Source organism: Bacillus sp. P4_D3, from assembly GCF_056401855.1.
On record NZ_JBFUIN010000010.1, the window covers coordinates 35,715 to 54,306 of the forward strand.

Here is an 18,592-nt window from a genome sequence, read left to right on the forward strand (position 1 = left end):
GTTAACATGAGTTCTTTTACATTTAACAATCAACGAAAAACCTTTGTTCAGATAGAAAAAGGATGGAAAAGACCTACATGGGCACCATTAAAAAGGAATTTTCTAAGTGTTCCAGGTTATCCGGGAGCAAGGTTATTAAACACACAAACTGACATCCGTGTTCTTTCGATTCCTGTTGGAATTATCGTCCCCGATGAATCAAATTTAGAAACACTGAAAGAAGAAGTAGCTGATTGGCTTATTACAGAACAGCCAGTAGAGCTTATTTTCGATGTAGAGCCCAACAGAACATATTTAGCAGTTGTGGACGAGGGGTTTGATCCAGATGAATTCGTTACTCTGGGTAAAGGTACTTTGAAATTCATTTGCCCAATGCCTTACAAGTTGGGAGCTGCACAAGAGAAAACCATGGCTATTGAGAATGGAGACTTAAAAGCTGAATTCCGTAACAATGGCTCCGTAGAGTCTTATCCAATTATAGATATCACTGTAGGGGCGATGAGTCCTTTCCTTGATGTATGGAACGGCGATGAGTATTTTCGTATAGGCTATCCTACTGGGGTTCAAAACAAGATAGTGAAAATGGAAGACATGGTTATTAAAGATGAAATGAACACGCTAACTCCTTGGACTAAAGTAACGGGGAAGATTGGCAACTATACGGGCACTGGAGATATGGAAGTTGTCAACAACGCCTACTTCAAAACTAAGCTCTACGGAGACGGCACTGGCTGGCACGGTCCTATATACACAAGAGACATCCCCACTGGTCCATTAATCGACTTTAGAGCGGATATGAGAGTAAAGCTGTTTTCTTCTTATATGAACCAGGTCGGAAAAGTAGTCTTAATGTTTCTAGCTCAGGACGGATCAGTTATCTCCGAGTTAAACATGAATGATGATTACGCTAGCCATATTATGACGAAAGCTAATTCGGTTATTGGGGGCACTAAAACGCTGGTGGATACAACTGGATTCTATGCGGATACATTTAACGATTTCAGAGGTCATTATTCTATAGCAAGGCGAGGCACTGAATGGAGTGTTTACTTTGCTAAAGCAGATGGGCTAAACGGAGTAGACGGCACTTCTCTTGTGGAACGTTGGAATGATGTAGCTAAGGAGAATCCAGCAACGTCTAAGTCAATAGCGAAAGTAGCAATTGCTTTCCTACAATACGGAGCCTTATCTACTCCTATGGATATGTGGATTGAGGATTTAAAAGTATGGAAGCTTTACAGTGTAAACGTAGATGAAACTCCTTATATTTTCGATGTTGGAGACAAAATCCAAATAGATACAGAACGTTCACTTGTAACGATCAACGGAACAAATGCAATTGCATTAAAAGATATATTCAGTTCATTTCCTGTTGTAAAACGGGGACAAAATGAAATTATAGTACGTCCAGCCAATGTGGGAATAGCGGAATTAACGTATAGGGAGCGATTTAGATGAGAACACCAAGTGGGGACTTACATGTTGTTGATTTTAAAACAAGTCAAATCGTTTCAGCTATACAACCAAAAGATTATTGGGATGATAAACGGCATTGGGAAATTAAGAATAATATCGATACATTAGAGTTTAGAGTGTTTGAGAATACAGATCATGCGGCAACGCTTGTACAACAAAATTTAGTGTTAAAAGAAGTACGTGGTGGTAGAATCGTTCCTTATGTCATTACAGAAGCAGAAAAAAATTCTGATGATAAGTCATTAATAGTTTATGCATCTGGTGAATGGATTCAGCTTGCTAAAGCAGGAATTATCGAACCGCAAAAAATCGAAAGTAAAACATTGAAACAATGTATGGAAATAGCCCTTAAAGGGACGAAGTGGGAAATAGGTAAAACAGAACATGATGGAGCGCATTCAATGGTAATTGAAGAATTTATTGATCCATTGAATTTACTAAAAAAAATTTCCGCTTCTTTTGAATTAGAAATCCAATACCGCGCCGAAGTTGTAGGTTCCCAAATAGTTGCTCGTTATGTGGACATGGTTAAAAAGCGAGGAAGAGATACAAGGAAAGAAATAACTCTTGGTAAAGATTTGATGGGAATTAAACGTATCGAAAACTCTCAAAACATTTGTACCGCCTTATTAGGTTACGTAACAAAAGATAACGGAGAGTTCATTACGATCTCAGAAATAAATAATGGTGTCCCTTATCTTGTGGATGATGCAGCTTTTCAACGGTGGAATGAAAAAGGAAAACATAAATTCGCTTTTTATACTCCACAAACAGAAGACCAGGATATGTCTCCACAGAGACTTATGACTCTCATGAAAACAGAAATGAATAAGCTTGTGAATACTTCTGTTTCATACGAAGTTCAAGCTCAAAGTATAGGACGAATATTTGGACTAGCACACGAACTAATCAATGAAGGCGATACTATCAGAATTATAGATACGGGCTTTACACCTAAGCTATATCTTGAAGCTCGTGCTATCGCTGGTGATGAATCTTTTAAAGACCCTACACAAGATAAATATGCGTTTGGTGATTATCGTGAAATTGTTGACCAAAACGATGAGTTGCGCAGATTATACCAAAAGATACTTAGCTCATTGTATGACAAGGTTCCTCAGGACTTGTTCGACCAATTACAGAACAAAGTAAACGAGCAGGACCAAGCTATTGAAGATGCTAAGAAAGCAGCAGAGAAGGCAGAGAAAGAAAGTAAGATTGCAAAGGACCTTGCAGAAGCTACAGTTGACTATGTATTGAAGAACACCGCAGAAGTTATTGAGCAACCGACTGCCCCTACTGAGAACTTAAAAGATGGTAAAACTATTTGGGTTAACAATTCAGATCCAAACAATAAAGTAATGTATCTATGGAGTGGTGGTCAATGGACTCGTATCACGCCTGATACTGGAGAGCTAGAGAGAGCCACTGCTGACTTGCAACAAGAGGTCGAAGCTGTAGAGCAAGAAATCTCTGATATCCAGATAGATATTAACTCTAAAGTGGACCAGACTTGGCTAGATGAGGAAATGAAAAAGAAAGCTAATACGGATGATGTCTACACAAAAGACTATGTAGATAAAAACTTAGTAGGCAAGCAAACTTATGAGGTGGACAAGCAAACCAACATTAAAGCTTTCTCTGATATGAATACTAAATATGAGCAAACGGCTGAAGCTCTAAAGTTAACAGCTACTAAGGAAGAACTAAAGCAGACAGATACAAATGTGACCAATGTAACTAAGACAGTCAATGACGTTAAAATATCTGCTGATGAAAACTCTAAGAAGATTGAGAAAGTAGAAGGCGACTTCAAGAATATGAAGATTGGATCAGTTAACTTAGCTATAGAGTCTGAGTTTATCTGTGATGTTAAAAATGCTACTGCTAACTATTCATCAATTAAAACCTTAAAGACTTCCAGCAAAGTAAATTTCCGTAACAAAAAAGTGACTCTTAGCTATATCTTAACAGGTAATATCACTGGAAAAGGGACTAATCCTTGGACGGGTGCTGAAATCGTAGTGCGCTATGCTGATGATGAAGCACAGTATTTATCTATTAGACGTGACGCTAGTGCAATAGGGACTACGTGGTTGGATGCTCTACAGAGTCAGACATTTACTATTAAGGATAAGGACGTAAAATCTTTAATGATAACTACAGGCTCACGTGACGTCTTTGGGAATATCAATATCTCTCATGTTCAACTTGAAGAGGGAACAATTCCCACTGCATGGAATCCTGCTATTGAAGAAGCTGTCTCAACTGGAGATTTCACTAAGACTACTAATGAGATTAAACAGACAGTTGAGAGCAATACTGCTACGATTACAAAACTTCAAGTAGCCGTCGAGAATGGAAATGAAAACATTCTAGTTAATTCTTCAGCAAACAACGAGTATCCTGAGTTTCCGAACGATGTAGGAGGTCACTCTTTTGGACGTTCTTCTCACGTCTTCAAAGATAATTATATAGAGCTGACTTCTATTGACGGAGCTGATTCATTCTATCAAGTTGGTAGCTATAAGTTAACTGACCTAAGAGGGCTCAACGCTGGAGATGAGTTCACTTTCTCAGCAGACCTTAAAGGTGACTCAGGATATGCTCATTTAGTAGTATTTCAATCTACCGGCACGGGATGGAACGAGTCAGGGCAACTCCCTATTAAGGTAGACAATACAGGATTCACTAGAGGTTCATATACTTTCAAGCTTAAATCTGACGCTAAAGGGATTATACTACGAGTTAGATATCCTATGGGTGCAAACTCAACAGGGAAGAAGCTTGCCTTCAAGGATTTAAAACTTGAGCACGGATCAATCTCTACAGCATGGGACAGAAACCGCTCAGAAGTAGCTACTACAAAGCAGACTAATGAGATTAAGCAAACTGTAGATAGCAATACCGCTACTATTTCATCATTAAATCAATCAGTTGGAAGCTTATCAAGTCAAACAAACGCTATACAGCAAACAGTGGACAAGAACACCGCTGAAATTGGCTCTATTGGGAAAACTCAAGGTACACAAGGAGCTCAGATTCAAACCAATACAAGTAAGATAACTCAACTGAGCAATGAGATTAGCTCTAGCGTAACAGATACTGAGATGAGAGACTACATCGGAAATATTGGAAAAGTCAATATGATTTCTAACTCTGCCTTTGAAGATAGAACTATTCATCCTACTACGGGAATAGTAACATCTACTAAGCCGTCTATAGCTAAATGGGAAGCTCGTGGGACCAACGCAAACGCTACAGTTATGGCTGTGAATGCTAGACATCATGAAGGCTATAACTCTGTAAAGATAGAATGCTCAGGGTTGACAGACGCTAATTTTACAAACATTAGCCAATCGATGCCTATTGTAGATGGCTCAGGAGCTTACATCTTCTCAGTATGGATATTCACTGACAATGCAAACGGTATCGATGAAGGTGGAGCTATTGAGATGACATTCCGTAATGGTAGCACTCAAGTTGCAACCAAGCTTACTTACTTTGATAAGAAGCTACCAAGTAACACATGGACTCAATTATCTGTAAAGTTAGAAGCTCCTACACAGCCAGCTAATGAGGTTAATATCCGTATATATGTAAGGAAGAATGGACGTGTATGGTTATCTCAGCCGATGGTAGTACAAGGCTCTGAATTGTCTACCTTCATGGAAAACCCTAAAGACATTACTAACTACGATCAGCTCATTGGGGAAGTCGCTAAGAAAGTTGCTACTTCTGAGTTTAATCAAAAAGTAACTACGATGCAGACTGATATCAATCAGAACACCAAAGCTATTTCCTTACGAGCTGAGAAAACTGAAGTGTACAACAAAATTGACTCAGACGGACGCTTTGGAAGTAAAGCTATAGTAGAACGTCATGAGTCAGAAATAAAGTTACAAGCCGAAGAAATAAGTTCACGAGTTAAATCAGGAGACATAGCTTCAACGATTAACCAAACAGCTCAAGCCGTTTTGATCCAAGCTAATAAGATAAACCTTGTTGGTGCCGTGACGGCAGAGTCCATCAACTCAGGTATCTTGAGAGGGACGCAGATTTACACGAATGCAGATACATCGGGGAACTATCTGAAGCTAGAGAAACAACATCTAACGTTAATGAATGGCACTCAGCCCCGTGGATACTTTGGATTTATCTCACGTACAGATAGCGGAATCCAATCTGCTTTAGTCCTTGGGAATGACTATGCGGTAAATAAACAACTTGAGGGATCTCTTGTAATTGACCACGTTGTACAAGGAACTGCATGGACAAACGCAGTAGCATCTATTGGTATCGCTTCAGGCGGTAAAACTGGCAATGACATCAATAAGAGCTCATACATTAACTTTTACCGTTACATGGACAAGATGGAGATACGCTCACAAGGACCTATTGAAATGAACGCCATTAAAGGCGATATCAAAATACGTTCAAATAGCTCTAATGGGATATCGATAGACTCTGCTACTTATATGAATTTTAACTCAAATACCGCTACTTACCTGTTTAATAATGGACGAGATATTGTCGATAAGTGGACATTGAAGATGTCGGAGAACGGTATCAACTCAGGTGATGTAGACTTAAATATAGGTAACCAATTAACTCTCCGTGTAGCTCGTGCGTATCCGTACACTATGGAAGGCTTGCAGGTTAAAAACAATAAAGGTAATGACTACGCTGGAGTATCTTGCGGGACTTTAACTTACGGATCACTATCTCAACGCTCTACACGTCAACTCAAGACTGCAATTAAAGACATTGAAGCTATTAATCCACTAGACAAACTTATGGAGCTTACACCTCGCCAGTATTACATGAAAGCTGATGTAAATAAGCTGTACGAGAAGCGCCAGGAGATAATTAACAGTGGCTCAGGTGAGAAAATGCCAACTTACGAGGACATTGCGCATCAATACGGATTCGTTGCTGAGGAAGTCCCTGAGCCATTCGCTACTGAGCATAAAAAGACAGTCAACATGTATCCTCTTATCACAATAGGTATTGCAGGTACTCAGGAAGTCTACAAGAAGCACCTAGTTCTTGAGGAAACTGTTAAGACTCAAGCTGAGAAGTTAGAAGTACAAGCAGTAGCGATTCAAAAACAAGAGGACAGAATCGCACGGCTAGAAGAGTTATTAATCCAAAAATTAATAAATTAGAAACCAGAGCAGCGATAAGCTGGTCTTTTTTTATTGCCTAAAAGGGGTGGTCAAAGTGGAAGGATTACAAGATTTAAAGCAAGAAATCCAACAAATTAAATCAGACCAAAAAGATATGCAGCGTGATATCAGAAACTTAGAAACACGTACTACAGTCAATGAAAAGGACATTGTAAATATAACTAAGCTTCTTGATAAAATCGGCGCCAATACTACATGGATTTTACGCCTTATTGTTGGTGGTATTATAGGCGCAGCGCTCACTTTCTTAATGAAAGGAGGTGGTATGTAATGTTTGAAATCACTGTAATGATTGGAATTGTAGTTGGTCTTTCACAGATTGCGAAAACAATTGGATTACAAACAAAATACGTTCCGTTATTGAATGTAACGCTTGGCATTGTGCTAGGCGTTTTATTTTTGGGCGGAGATATCAAAACAAATGTATTTCAAGGAATCATCATTGGATTGTCAGCAAGTGGACTATTTGATCACACAAAAATTATGAAAAAGGATGTTGATGTAAAATGAAAAAGACATTAAAACATATTTCTTCTGTAGTCTTTGCGGTTATTTTAGTTTTATCTATTGCAACAAGTGCTTTTGCTGATAGAACACTTATTATTCCTGATTTACCTAAACAACCATATCGTAATGGTGTAGGTGCTTATGAGGGCGTAGTAGCACATTCTACAGCAACACCAGAAGCACCAGCTATTAATATTCAAAAATATGAGTCTCGTACATGGCGTTCAGCATTCGTACATTATGCAGTTGATTGGAATGAAACAATCCAAATTGCTGATACGAAATACATTGCTTATGGCGCAGGACCAGGAGCAAATAAAAGATTTGTACATGTAGAGTTATGTGAAACAGCAGACTATACAAAATTCAAGCGTTCATATGAAAAATACGTAAAACTTTTAGCGAAAATCTTAAAAGATAACAATTTATCTGTAGAAAAAGGATTATGGACTCACTACGATGTAACGAAATACCTTGGTGGAACAGATCATGAAGATCCACTTGATTACTTAAAATCTCATGGCGTTTCAGAAGCTCAATTTAGAGCAGATGTACAACGTGCATACAATAATTCTAATGCAGAAGTTTCTGTACCTGAAAAGCCGTCTAAACCAGCAGAGGTCCCAACGGCTGTAACAGACGGTATTGCTTATATTGAGGGTTACAACGTTAACTTACGTAAAGGACCAGATACAAGCTATTCTAAGATTCGTCAGCTAAACAAACCAGAAGCTTATGTTGTGTGGGCTGAAAAGGATGGTTGGTTAAACCTTGGCGGTGAACAATGGATTAAAAACGATCCATCTTATGTGAAGTTTAATAAGAAAAGCACAGTAGATTCTTCTATTGTTGGAAAGCGTGTTGTTTCAAAAGTTAACAATCTACGTTTCTATGATGCTCCTTCTTGGCAGGATAAAGATGCTGCTGGTACAGTTGACGTAGGATTTGGATTTACAATCGACGCAAAGGTAAATGTCAATGGGTATCCACAGTATCGTGTTTATAATTCGAAGGGGCATAAGTACTATATTACGGCTAGTGATTTTTATGTAAGTTGGCTTAGATTTAGATAATGAAGAAAGCCGCCCATTTTTAGGTGGGCAGCTTGTCCTTTAATATTTTATTTCTCTTCTTTTTCTTTGTAGTTCAAAGCAATCTCTACTATTTCTTCTGGAGTTAAGTCTCTAAAATCCCAAAAAATCAAGTCACTCGGAGCTGGGTGAGGCACATTCGCCTTTAAGATATCAATATACTTACTACCCAACTCATCTGGTAATTTAGGATCACATATTTGTTCTACAAGTTTAATAAGCTCATCTTTAGTCATTTTACTGTTCATGTTATCTACCCCTTATAAATTTATAACCCTTTTTTTCCAAAATGATAAGCAGGGTCTAAGATGGTTTGGTGAGTCTTAGGAGATACAATAATTAAGTTATCAAGGTTATAGACATCGCCCCCTTGATGAATAGGTTGCTTGTGGTGTAAGACATACACTTTATGTGCTCCATACTGCTCTGATCCGGGAGTATAAGGCGCTTTACCTTCCAGCATCCTCATCCTGTTCATGCGATTAAATTCGTTTGCGTAGCTCGAATCAGCAACTGTTTTCCAAAACTCAGCTCTAAATTCATCGAATGATTTGAATTCCTTTCCAACCAACTTATTTCGAATTTCTTGCGGAATAACACCAATTGAACCATTATTATACATTAATTTCTTTTGAGTCCCTAAACTTCGTTCAAGATTAAAACTTGAAGTTACTGTTCCTGGAGATTTTCTTTTTTCCGCACTAGAAATTGTAGTCTTTGCAAAATTATAATAGGCTTGATTTAGTTCGCTTTGAGGTATCTTGGTTATGATATTTCCACCAGCAAAAGCAAATCTATCTTTCAATGGTATTTGATTCGAAACAGACGAGATACCTTCTGAGAATTTTGCTAGATTCGTACCTTCACCGAGTGTAGTTACTTTCCCTACTCTGCTTATCCCTTTATCCCCAATCCATCCTAACCCAAATCCCATAAAAATATTTGTTCCCCACTTTGTACCACTTTCTAAATCACCATGCCAAACATCATTCATAAATGAATCCGAAAAAGTATTACACATAGTATATGCCGTCTCTAAAGGGTGACCTATAGCATACTTAATATTTTCTTTTGTTACTGTATCATCTAATGAATCAAACCCTTCTACAATACCTCCAATAACTTCCCCAGAACCAACGTATATACCATCCCAAATTTTTCTAAGCATAGATTTTTCAGGGGGGGTATCATACATTGTACCTTCTTCGATATTATCATCTGATAAATTGTTATTTACAAAATTATCCGCTTCGCGTGCCTTAGCTTCTGTCATTTTTTGAATGGAAGTCGTCCAGTCCATATTCAATCCCTGTGTACTAAATGTACCACTTACGGGACTAAAACCTTTTCCACTTTGGACTTCCGCTAAACCCGTCGCAATGTTAGCGGCTAGTTGGAGTGCAGTATCATAATTACTACTAGAAGTATAATTGAATTCATATAAATGCTCTAGTTTTTCTTCAAGTTTTTTTCTCATCGCAACTAAAACAGCCACAATTGCGTCTATTCCAGACATTGGCATTGGCATAGCTACATCTATCGCTTCTATACTTGCAATCGATTGATTGATTTTCTGTATTTGTTCTCTTATTTCTTGTTCGATAACATCAGTTGAAGCTACCTTTGATGCAAATTGACTTGGAAAGGCATCATTCTGAACAATTAATTCTTCACATAAATAAATGATCCCTTGTGCTAAAGGACGAAAGGTTTGTACAAAAAATGCTTTTGCACTGCTATATGTTTGTCCTTGTAGAACAGTATCAATTGCAAAAGCGTCAATCGACTGAATGGCTTGTTCCATACCTTGAATGGTAGCGGTACATACAGCRTTCATGCTTTGAGTYTGGYTTTGTACTTCTCCCAAATACATATTTAAACTCATGMATTAAACCTCCYTTRCTAATTGTTGTTGYTGATAGGAAAGGTCGTTTTCTAAATCACTAAGRTCTCGTCTTTCTTTAAGCAATGTTTCTTTTTTGTTTTCCAATTCAAATGTRACTTTTCGTTCAATATGTTGTGCATCTTGATACGTATTCATAAAAAACTGAGACATTTCTCTATCACCATGCCAAGTTCCTAAAATTCGATCAAACAAACGACGGTTTCGACCTCTCCATTCAAAAAAATCTGCTTCCACTTGTTCCTGAGTTTGAATCGCGAATTGATTTCGGTCCTGCTCTTCAAATACATTTCGTAACTTTTGATTTAACTGTTTAATTTGGTTTTCGATATCTCGATCCATCTTTTTCCTCCTACCATTCTATCTTTACAAAGATGGTCACATTAGCGAAAAATGTTGTGAAGTTCGTAATCCATTCTCTCGAACTCTTTGGCTACCGAATGAATATTATCGACCGCTTGTTGAAAGGCAGTGGAAAATTGTTTCGTAAAATCTAACATTTGTTGATTCGCTTCTTGTGCTTTGGAATTAACAGATAGTGTTGTACGCGTCGCCTTTGTTATAGGACGATTTGTTGCACTTTGAATTGTATCCGAAGCTGCTCTCATCTGCGTAGCTATTTGTTGTGCCGATTGAAAATTACTTTGAAATTGTCCCATCGTATAAACCCTTTCTATATTTCTATGAACGTATTAAAGAAGGGGAGTGCCTAGTATGTATGTCCATTATCCTATTGCTCTTTATGGGAACCCTCCTGGGAAAATATTGCAGATATAATTATAACAATGAATGGTTAAAGTTTCCTCAAAAAAAATGTATTTTACAACAAATGTGTTTGTTATAGTTCTCAATAGGTAATGTAGTATAACGTAGAGGTAAAACACTAAGGGGAAATTAATAAATTGATGCTAATGACTTATATGTACAATTTAGGGAATTAAACAAATCTAATTTCTCATGTTGTTTACATATATAATAGAAGGTAATGAAAAAACTACACATTTTCATTGTCGCTACCATGTTGGCGTCAACCTAATGCGCCTAATGGCTACAAAAGACATTTACTTCGTACCATTCGGCCAAGATGCACCAGAGAAAAAACCGAACTCAATGGTAGCTCGTATGGAGTTACTTGAAGATACAGTATTAGAAGCGTTACAAGGAAAACAATTACAACCTGTTGTTGTAGAAAAATTCAGATATATGAATTAAAAAACGAAAAAAAACGTACAATTTTTGTTGAAACCATCATTCTTACTGTAGAATATGATAAAATTAACGTTATTAAGATTAGAGGGGGCATTGTAAGCTCCTTCTAATTCTAAGTTATAGAAGGATTGGTATCTAGAAAGGGGCATAGTGATGGAAAAGCAAAAAACTTTTCATGTCGCTGTAGTTGGAGCAACCGGCGCAGTTGGTGAACAAATGTTAAATACTTTAGAGAAACGAGAATTTCCAATTGGGAAGTTAACGTTACTTTCATCTAAACGATCTGCAGGTAAGAAACTTGTATTTAAAGGCGAAGAATTTACAGTTCAAGAGGCAACTCCTGAAAGTTTTGAAGGAGTAGATATTGCACTATTTAGTGCAGGTGGATCTGTATCGAAACAATTAGCGCCAGAAGCAGCAAAGCGCGGTGCAATTGTTGTTGATAATACAAGTGCATTCCGTATGACAGAAAACGTGCCACTTGTTGTACCTGAAGTAAATGAAAATGATTTAAAAGAACATAATGGTATTATTGCAAATCCAAACTGTTCTACAATTCAAATGGTAGTAGCTCTTGAGCCAGTTCGCCAGCAATATGGTTTAAAACGAGTAATCGTTTCCACATATCAAGCTGTATCAGGTGCTGGTGCGGCAGCTATTGAAGAACTTCATGAACAATCACAAGCAATCTTAAATGGCGAAGAAGTAAAGGCGAATGTTTTACCTGTATCAGGTGACGAAAAGCATTTCCAAATCGCTTTTAATGCTATTCCACAGATTGATAAATTCCAAGATAATGGATTTACATTTGAAGAAATGAAAATGATTAATGAAACGAAAAAAATTATGCATATGCCTGAATTAGAAGTAGCTGCGACATGTGTACGTTTACCAGTTGTATCGGGTCATTCCGAGTCTGTGTACATTGAAGTAGATAAAGAAGGCGTAACAGTAGAAGAAATGAAAAACTTACTTGCAAATGCAGAAGGTATTGTACTGCAAGATAATCCAGCAGAGCAGTTATATCCAATGCCAGCTACTGCAGTAGGTAAAAACGAAGTATTCGTTGGAAGAATCCGTAAAGATTTAAATAATGATAAAGGATTCCATCTTTGGGTCGTATCTGATAACTTATTAAAAGGCGCTGCATGGAATTCTGTTCAAATTGCAGAGCGCTTAGTAAAATTACAATTAGTGTAAACGGCTAAGAGAAGGTGCAAAATATGAAAATTATTGTTCAAAAATTTGGTGGAACATCAGTACGTGATGACAATGGGCGTAAGCATGCGCTTCACCATATAAAAAAATCGTTAGCTGCTGGTTATAAAGTAGTTACTGTCGTATCAGCAATGGGCCGTAAAGGTGAACCGTACGCAACTGATACGTTATTAAGTCTTGTAAATCAAGAGGAATCTAATATTTCTAAACGTGAGCAAGATTTATTATTATCATGCGGAGAATTAATCTCAGCAATTGTTTTCTCTAACATGTTGAATGAGAATGGTATAAAAGCAGCAGCATTAAATGGTGCACAAGCTGGTTTTGTAACGAATAATGACTTTACGAATGCTAAGATTATTGAAATGAATTGCGATCGTATACATGAAGAGTTAGCAAATGTAGATGTTATCGTCGTTACTGGATTCCAAGGTCAAACGAAAAATGGAGATACGACAACACTTGGCCGCGGAGGTAGTGATACTTCAGCTTCAGCATTAGGTGTTGCGCTTCATGCTGAATATATCGATATATTCACAGATGTTGAAGGTGTTATGACTGCGGATCCTCGTATCGTAAAAGATGCGCGTCATCTTCAAACTGTAACATATAACGAGATTTGTAACATGGCTTATCAAGGTGCGAAAGTTGTTCATCCGCGTGCGGTTGAAATTGCGATGCATGCAAAAGTACCACTTCGTGTACGTTCTACGTATTCTGATAGTGAAGGTACGCTTATTGCGGCATATGATGGTGCTACAAAAGGGCAGGATGTAGAAGAGCGTCCTGTTACAGGGATTGCCCATGTGTCAAATGTAACGCAAATTAAAGTGCTTGCAAAAGAAACTGCATATGATTTACAACAACACGTGTTTAAAGAAATGGCTAATGAAGGGATTAGTGTGGACTTAATTAACATTTCTCCTACCGGTGTAGCTTACACAGTAAAGGATAGTGTATCAGCGCGTGCAGTTGAGGTTTTAAAGCAACTTGGATATGATCCAGTTGTAACAGAGCATTGTGCGAAGGTTTCTATCGTTGGTGCTGGAATGGCAGGTATTCCAGGGGTTACAGCGAAAATTGTCACAGCTTTAGCGGAAAAAGGTATTCAAATTCTGCAATCAGCAGATAGTCATACGACAATTTGGGTTCTTGTAAAAGAAGCCGATTTAGTGGAGGCTGTGAATGCATTACATAGTGCATTTGAGCTTTCAAAAGAAAAGCAACTGGAACAATAAGGAGTGAGATCATGATAGATTTTGGGACAATTGCAACCGCGATGGTAACACCGTTTGATAAAAACGATAATATCGATTTTGCAAAGACAACGAAATTGGTAAATTATTTAATTGATAACGGTACAACAGCAATCGTGGTAGGAGGAACGACTGGAGAATCTCCTACATTAACATCAGAAGAAAAAGTAGCGTTATATCGCCATGTCGTATCTGTTGTCGATAAAAGGGTGCCCGTAATCGCTGGAACAGGTAGCAATAATACGCATGCTTCTGTTGATTTAACAAAAAAGGCAACTGAAGTTGGTGTTGATGCAGTTATGCTAGTGGCACCGTATTATAACAAACCGAGTCAAGAAGGGATGTACCAGCACTTTAAAACAATCGCTGAAAGTACGCCGCTTCCGGTAATGCTATATAATGTTCCAGGGCGATCTATTGTACAAATCTCCGTTGATACAGTTGTTCGTTTATCAGAAATAGAAAACATTGTTGCGATTAAAGATGCAGGCGGCGATGTGTTAACAATGACAGAAATCATTGAAAAAACAGCGGACGACTTTGCAGTATACAGCGGTGATGATGGTTTAACATTACCAGCTATGGCAATTGGAGCAAAAGGTATTGTTTCTGTAGCATCTCATGTTATCGGGAATGAAATGCAAGAAATGATTGCTGCATTCCAAGCTGGAGAGTTCAAAAAAGCGCAGAAATTACATCAATTACTAGTAAAAGTAACGGATGCACTATTTATGGCGCCAAGCCCAACACCAGTAAAAACAGCATTACAAATGGTTGGATTAGATGTAGGTTCTGTACGTTTACCACTTCTTCCATTAACGGAAGAAGAAAGAGTAACGTTACAATCTGTAATGCAATCTATTCCTCGTTAATAAAAATGACCTAGTGTGAAACTAGGTCATTTTTATTTTGACTAACTATATGTAAGTGGTGAAAATTAGCTATAGTTAATAGGCTGTAATAAGAAGGCGATGGCAGAGTGTAGGATTAGTTAGAAACGGAGTACAGAGATAAGATTTTTTTAGTGAATATCGTTTCATGTTTATGTAAAGAACTTACATGAATATTTTTCCATTAAACTCCTATTACGTAGGAAAAATAGTGAGTATGATATGAAAATCCCCCCCGAAAATTACAGCCTCACTTTAGCGTCTTCTCTTGTCTTTCGCATAATTTAACTTGTGTTCTATTTCTTGTATCAGGTATAATATGGCTAAGTAGCTTAGTACGGGTATGCTTAGCAAAATTGGTAAAAATTACGATTCAATGAAATTTTCATATCATATCGAATAAGATATTTGATTTATATAATGAAAGAGAGGTGAAACCTGGTTTAAAAAATTAACAAGGACATGATATCGCATAACGGTAAGGACATTCGTCTTGGACGGTGAATATATGGTGGTTGTAGAGTTTCCCCTGGTGTCTCTGCAATTTTAGTGAAATCAGTGTTTGCAAGATTTTTAAACCAGGCAACAACATGAAGAGAAAAGAGAATGAGTCTGTTAAAGTATTTGCGCTTGGCGGAGTAGGTGAAATCGGAAAAAACATGTACTGTGTTGAAATTGATTCTGAAATCTTTATTGTAGATGCAGGATTGATGTTCCCGGGAGATGAAATGTTTGGGATTGATATTGTTATTCCTGACATTACATATTTAGTAGAAAATCAAGAGCGAGTAAAAGGACTATTTATTACCCATGGTCATGAAGATCATATTGGTGGAATTGTTTATGTGCTTCGTAAATTATCTATTCCAGTATATGCGACGAAATTAACGGTAGGACTTATACAAGAAAAGCTTGGCGAAGCAGGAATGTTAGGCCGTGTAGACTTACAAACAATTGACTCGAATTCAACAGTAGAGTTTAATTCAACAACTGTGTCATTCTTCGGAACGACACATAGTATTCCGGATTCTGTGGGTGTTTGTTTCCATACATCAAAAGGTGCTGTAGTATATACAGGAGACTTTAAATTTGATCAAACTCCAATCGGAAATAGTGGAGCAGATATTGGGAAAATGGCGCAAATTGGAAATGAAGGCGTGCTTTGCTTGTTATCTGATAGTACAAACGCTGAACGTCCTGGTTATACAGGTTCGGAAAAAGAAGTTGGTATAGAGATTTCTAAAGTATTCTATAGTTCAGAAGGACGTATTATTGTTGCTTCATTTGCCTCCAATGTACATCGTATTCAACAAGTGTTTGATGCAGCTGCYGAAACTGGAAGGAAGGTAGCAGTAGTAGGACGTAGCATGGTAAAAGTGGTAGATATTGCAAGACGTCTTGGTTATTTAGATGTTCCAGAAGGTATGGTTATTTCATTACAAGAAATAGACAATTTCCCGGAAAAAAAGGTAGCTATTTTAACGACTGGTAGTCAAGGGGAACCGATGGCAGCCCTTTCTAGAATGGCGAAGCAAGCTCACAAACAAATTTCAATTCGTAAAGGTGATACTGTTATTATTGCAGCTTCTCCAATTCCAGGAAATGAAATATCTGTATCAAAAATTATTGACTTGTTATTTAGAGCTGGTGCTGAGGTTATTTATTACGGTGAAAGAAAAGTTCACGTTTCAGGTCACGGTAGCCAAGAAGAATTAAAGCTGATGATAAATTTAATGAAGCCGAAGTATTTTGTACCCGTACATGGTGAGTTTCGTATGCAAAAAGCACATGCATATTTAGCGGAAGATGTAGGTATTACGAGAGAGAATATCTTTATCGTAGAAAAAGGTGATGTAATTGCTTTTGGTGACGATGAAGCAAAATTAGTTGGTAAAGTGCAAGCTGGCAATGTTTTAATTGATGGATTAGGTGTAGGTGACGTCGGTAACATCGTTCTTCGAGATAGAAAGATGTTATCTCAAGATGGAATTTTAGTTGTTGTTGTAACACTAGGTAAGGATGAAAAGAAAATAATCTCTGGTCCAGAAATTATTTCACGCGGCTTTGTATATGTTCGTGAATCAGAAGCATTAATCGAACGATCCACAGATATTGTACGTATGATTGTTGAACAATCAATTAAAGAGTATACAATTGAATGGTCTATGTTGAAACAAAATATTCGTGAATTATTAGGCCAGTTCTTGTACGAAGAAACGAAGAGAAAGCCAATGATTTTACCGATTATTATGGAAGTATAAAGAAGGTCACCTTTACAGGTGATCTTTTTCTTTTTTAACCCTATCGAATGAAATTTATAACTTAAGAAATAATAGTTATATACGAGTGAAAGGGGATGCGATATGACAGAACGTGATCGTTATACAAATGAAGAAAAAGAAGCTGAGCCGAAAGAAGTTCCAAAAGAGGCTTCTATAGTGGAGAAAATTCAGCAACTTGGACAGACGAATGTACCACAAATGAATGAATCGCGTATTCATTGCTTAACAATTGTTGGGCAGGTGGAAGGTCATATTCAGTTGCCACCACAAAATAAAACAACAAAATATGAACACATCATTCCGCAAATTGTCGCGATTGAACAAAATCCAAAAATTGAAGGTTTACTGTTAATATTAAATACAGTTGGAGGTGACGTTGAAGCTGGGTTAGCGATTTCTGAAATGGTGGCTTCGCTTTCAAAACCAACTGTATCTCTTGTTTTAGGAGGAGGGCATTCAATCGGTGTACCGATTGCGGTCTCGACTAATTATTCATTTATTGCCGAAACAGCGACGATGACAATTCATCCGATTCGTTTAACAGGTCTTGTTATAGGTGTGCCGCAAACATTTGAGTATTTGGATAAAATGCAAGAAAGAGTCATTCGATTTGTGACAAAGCATTCGAAAGTAACGGAAGATCGTTTTAAAGAGCTTATGTTTGCAAAAGGGAATTTGACGCGAGATATTGGGACGAATGTAATAGGTGGAGATGCAGTGAAGTATGGTCTTATAGATGGTGTCGGTGGTATTGGTAGCGCACTTCGAAAATTAAACGAATTAATTGATGAACGCATGGATAATAGTGCAGAAGGGACAATGCTACAATGATTTTATATACAATTATGCCGGAGCAACTTGTGTATCCGGCCGATTATTCACAATGCGAAAGCCAAAAAGTTGTGAATATAAATGGCGTGGAATTAGTGGTTTCTGAGGAGGATAATCAATGTTACTCTATTGTACGTGTATTAAGTACGAATCCGTCTCACTACCTAGATTTTGAGCCTGGACAGAAAATTACCTTTTAGCAAAAAGAAGGATTTTGTTTAGGAGCTATGGTATAATATACAAAACAAGACGGTTGAGCAGCCATGAGTAGGCTGCTTTCTTCTGTTTATTTAACATTTTACAAGAAGTGTAAAAATAGAAGATATAAAGACCTGAAAAATAGAGAGAAAGACATATAAGTAGAACTTTTTTATAAGGAAGTTGTACTTAATTTTTAGAACACGAGGTGAAGAAATGGCAAAACAAAAGCAAAGAGGGACGAAGGCAAAGGCAAGACGTACGATAAAGCCAACTTTGTATTATGAAATCGTCGGGTTGACTCTTTTTGCACTTTCAATTATTACGATTTTACAGCTAGGTGTTGTAGGTAAATCGTTTGTGTTATTTTTTCGCTTCTTCTTTGGTGAGTGGTACATAATTGGTGTGTTAGGTGTAATAGCTTTATCTGTTGCATTTGTAATAAAGCGTGGATGGCCAAACCTTTTAAATAAACGGTTAATAGGTGTTTATTTAATTGTACTAGCAATATTAATGTTTAGTCATATTACATTATTTAACCT

General features: G+C 37.4%; 15 protein-coding genes and 2 pseudogenes. 13 read left to right on the forward strand and 4 right to left on the reverse strand.

The features are described from left to right. Positions 1-6: 6 nt before the first annotated feature. The 5 genes from AC1DTM_RS03820 to AC1DTM_RS03840 are packed head-to-tail and all read left to right on the forward strand — an operon-like array spanning position 7 to position 8,245. Complete coding sequence (locus AC1DTM_RS03820) at positions 7-1,458, forward strand: distal tail protein Dit (protein WP_016105967.1); 1,452 nt, start codon at positions 7-9, stop codon at positions 1,456-1,458. After that, the gene (locus AC1DTM_RS03825) at positions 1,455-6,644 is read left to right on the forward strand and encodes a phage tail spike protein (protein ID WP_477000046.1); all 5,190 of its coding nucleotides are present in this window, start codon (positions 1,455-1,457) and stop codon (positions 6,642-6,644) included. The genes AC1DTM_RS03820 and AC1DTM_RS03825 overlap by 4 nt, the downstream gene beginning before the upstream one ends. A gap of 55 nt (positions 6,645-6,699) precedes the next feature. Continuing rightward, positions 6,700-6,936: a hemolysin XhlA family protein gene (locus AC1DTM_RS03830; protein ID WP_088099449.1), complete on the forward strand. Its 237-nt coding sequence runs from the start codon at positions 6,700-6,702 to the stop codon at positions 6,934-6,936. After that, on the forward strand, positions 6,936-7,175 hold the full coding sequence (locus AC1DTM_RS03835; RefSeq protein WP_088099448.1) for a holin: 240 nt from the start codon (positions 6,936-6,938) through the stop codon (positions 7,173-7,175). Before AC1DTM_RS03830 ends, AC1DTM_RS03835 begins: the two co-directional genes overlap by 1 nt. Next, positions 7,172-8,245 (forward strand): N-acetylmuramoyl-L-alanine amidase, encoded by a 1,074-nt coding sequence (locus AC1DTM_RS03840; protein WP_016105963.1) that lies wholly within the window; start codon positions 7,172-7,174, stop codon positions 8,243-8,245. The genes AC1DTM_RS03835 and AC1DTM_RS03840 overlap by 4 nt, the downstream gene beginning before the upstream one ends. Before the next feature lie 47 nt (positions 8,246-8,292). Here the strand turns inward: AC1DTM_RS03840 and AC1DTM_RS03845 are convergent, their stop codons facing one another. The 4 genes from AC1DTM_RS03845 to AC1DTM_RS03860 are packed head-to-tail and all read right to left on the reverse strand — an operon-like array spanning position 8,293 to position 10,825. Continuing rightward, positions 8,293-8,511, reverse strand: coding sequence for a bacteriocin immunity protein (locus tag AC1DTM_RS03845; RefSeq protein WP_003193833.1), 219 nt, complete (start codon positions 8,509-8,511; stop codon positions 8,293-8,295). A gap of 20 nt (positions 8,512-8,531) precedes the next feature. Further along, a complete protein-coding gene (locus tag AC1DTM_RS03850; protein ID WP_477000047.1) occupies positions 8,532-10,148 on the reverse strand; it encodes a T7SS effector LXG polymorphic toxin in 1,617 nt (538 codons plus the stop codon). Positions 10,149-10,151: 3 nt separating this feature from the next. Continuing rightward, a complete protein-coding gene (locus tag AC1DTM_RS03855) occupies positions 10,152-10,508 on the reverse strand; it encodes a DUF3958 family protein (protein WP_477000048.1) in 357 nt (118 codons plus the stop codon). Between the two features lie 41 nt (positions 10,509-10,549). Then, positions 10,550-10,825, reverse strand: coding sequence for a TIGR04197 family type VII secretion effector (locus AC1DTM_RS03860; RefSeq protein WP_016105960.1), 276 nt, complete (start codon positions 10,823-10,825; stop codon positions 10,550-10,552). A gap of 364 nt (positions 10,826-11,189) precedes the next feature. On the opposite strand from AC1DTM_RS03860, the pseudogene spoVFB reads away from it, so the two are divergent. The 8 genes and pseudogenes from spoVFB to AC1DTM_RS03900 form a co-directional block, all read left to right on the forward strand. Beyond that, positions 11,190-11,378: pseudogene (gene spoVFB / locus AC1DTM_RS03865) on the forward strand (dipicolinate synthase subunit B); the annotation flags it as partial. Between the two features lie 150 nt (positions 11,379-11,528). Next, positions 11,529-12,575 carry an aspartate-semialdehyde dehydrogenase gene (asd, locus tag AC1DTM_RS03870; RefSeq protein ID WP_002014577.1) on the forward strand — a complete coding sequence of 349 codons (1,047 nt, stop codon included), beginning with the start codon at positions 11,529-11,531 and terminating at the stop codon, positions 12,573-12,575. Positions 12,576-12,598: 23 nt separating this feature from the next. Beyond that, on the forward strand, positions 12,599-13,831 hold the full coding sequence (gene dapG / locus AC1DTM_RS03875; RefSeq protein ID WP_002160751.1) for an aspartate kinase: 1,233 nt from the start codon (positions 12,599-12,601) through the stop codon (positions 13,829-13,831). Between the two features lie 11 nt (positions 13,832-13,842). After that, positions 13,843-14,721 (forward strand): 4-hydroxy-tetrahydrodipicolinate synthase, encoded by an 879-nt coding sequence (gene dapA / locus AC1DTM_RS03880; protein WP_002160752.1) that lies wholly within the window; start codon positions 13,843-13,845, stop codon positions 14,719-14,721. Positions 14,722-15,329: 608 nt separating this feature from the next. After that, on the forward strand, positions 15,330-17,000 hold the full coding sequence (locus tag AC1DTM_RS03885) for a ribonuclease J (protein ID WP_016105958.1): 1,671 nt from the start codon (positions 15,330-15,332) through the stop codon (positions 16,998-17,000). A gap of 102 nt (positions 17,001-17,102) precedes the next feature. After that, entirely contained in the window at positions 17,103-17,852 is a 750-nt protein-coding gene (tepA, locus tag AC1DTM_RS03890) for a translocation-enhancing protein TepA (RefSeq protein WP_002146116.1), read from the forward strand. Continuing rightward, on the forward strand, positions 17,849-18,052 hold the full coding sequence (locus tag AC1DTM_RS03895) for a YlzJ-like family protein (RefSeq protein WP_002111349.1): 204 nt from the start codon (positions 17,849-17,851) through the stop codon (positions 18,050-18,052). The genes tepA and AC1DTM_RS03895 overlap by 4 nt, the downstream gene beginning before the upstream one ends. Before the next feature lie 214 nt (positions 18,053-18,266). Then, a pseudogene (locus tag AC1DTM_RS03900) lies at positions 18,267-18,592 on the forward strand (cell division protein FtsK); the annotation flags it as partial.

Excerpts from the sequence above, each read along its gene's own strand:
- AC1DTM_RS03820 (WP_016105967.1), top strand. The coding sequence starts at position 7 with ATGAGTTCTTTTACATTTAACAATCAACGAAAAACCTTTGTTCAGATA.
- AC1DTM_RS03825 (WP_477000046.1), top strand. The coding sequence starts at position 1,455 with ATGAGAACACCAAGTGGGGACTTACATGTTGTTGATTTTAAAACAAGT.
- AC1DTM_RS03835 (WP_088099448.1), top strand. The coding sequence starts at position 6,936 with ATGTTTGAAATCACTGTAATGATTGGAATTGTAGTTGGTCTTTCACAG.
- AC1DTM_RS03840 (WP_016105963.1), top strand. The coding sequence starts at position 7,172 with ATGAAAAAGACATTAAAACATATTTCTTCTGTAGTCTTTGCGGTTATT.
- AC1DTM_RS03845 (WP_003193833.1), bottom strand. The coding sequence starts at position 8,511 with ATGAACAGTAAAATGACTAAAGATGAGCTTATTAAACTTGTAGAACAA.
- AC1DTM_RS03860 (WP_016105960.1), bottom strand. The coding sequence starts at position 10,825 with ATGGGACAATTTCAAAGTAATTTTCAATCGGCACAACAAATAGCTACG.
- asd (WP_002014577.1), top strand. The coding sequence starts at position 11,529 with ATGGAAAAGCAAAAAACTTTTCATGTCGCTGTAGTTGGAGCAACCGGC.
- dapG (WP_002160751.1), top strand. The coding sequence starts at position 12,599 with ATGAAAATTATTGTTCAAAAATTTGGTGGAACATCAGTACGTGATGAC.
- dapA (WP_002160752.1), top strand. The coding sequence starts at position 13,843 with ATGATAGATTTTGGGACAATTGCAACCGCGATGGTAACACCGTTTGAT.
- tepA (WP_002146116.1), top strand. The coding sequence starts at position 17,103 with ATGACAGAACGTGATCGTTATACAAATGAAGAAAAAGAAGCTGAGCCG.
- AC1DTM_RS03895 (WP_002111349.1), top strand. The coding sequence starts at position 17,849 with ATGATTTTATATACAATTATGCCGGAGCAACTTGTGTATCCGGCCGAT.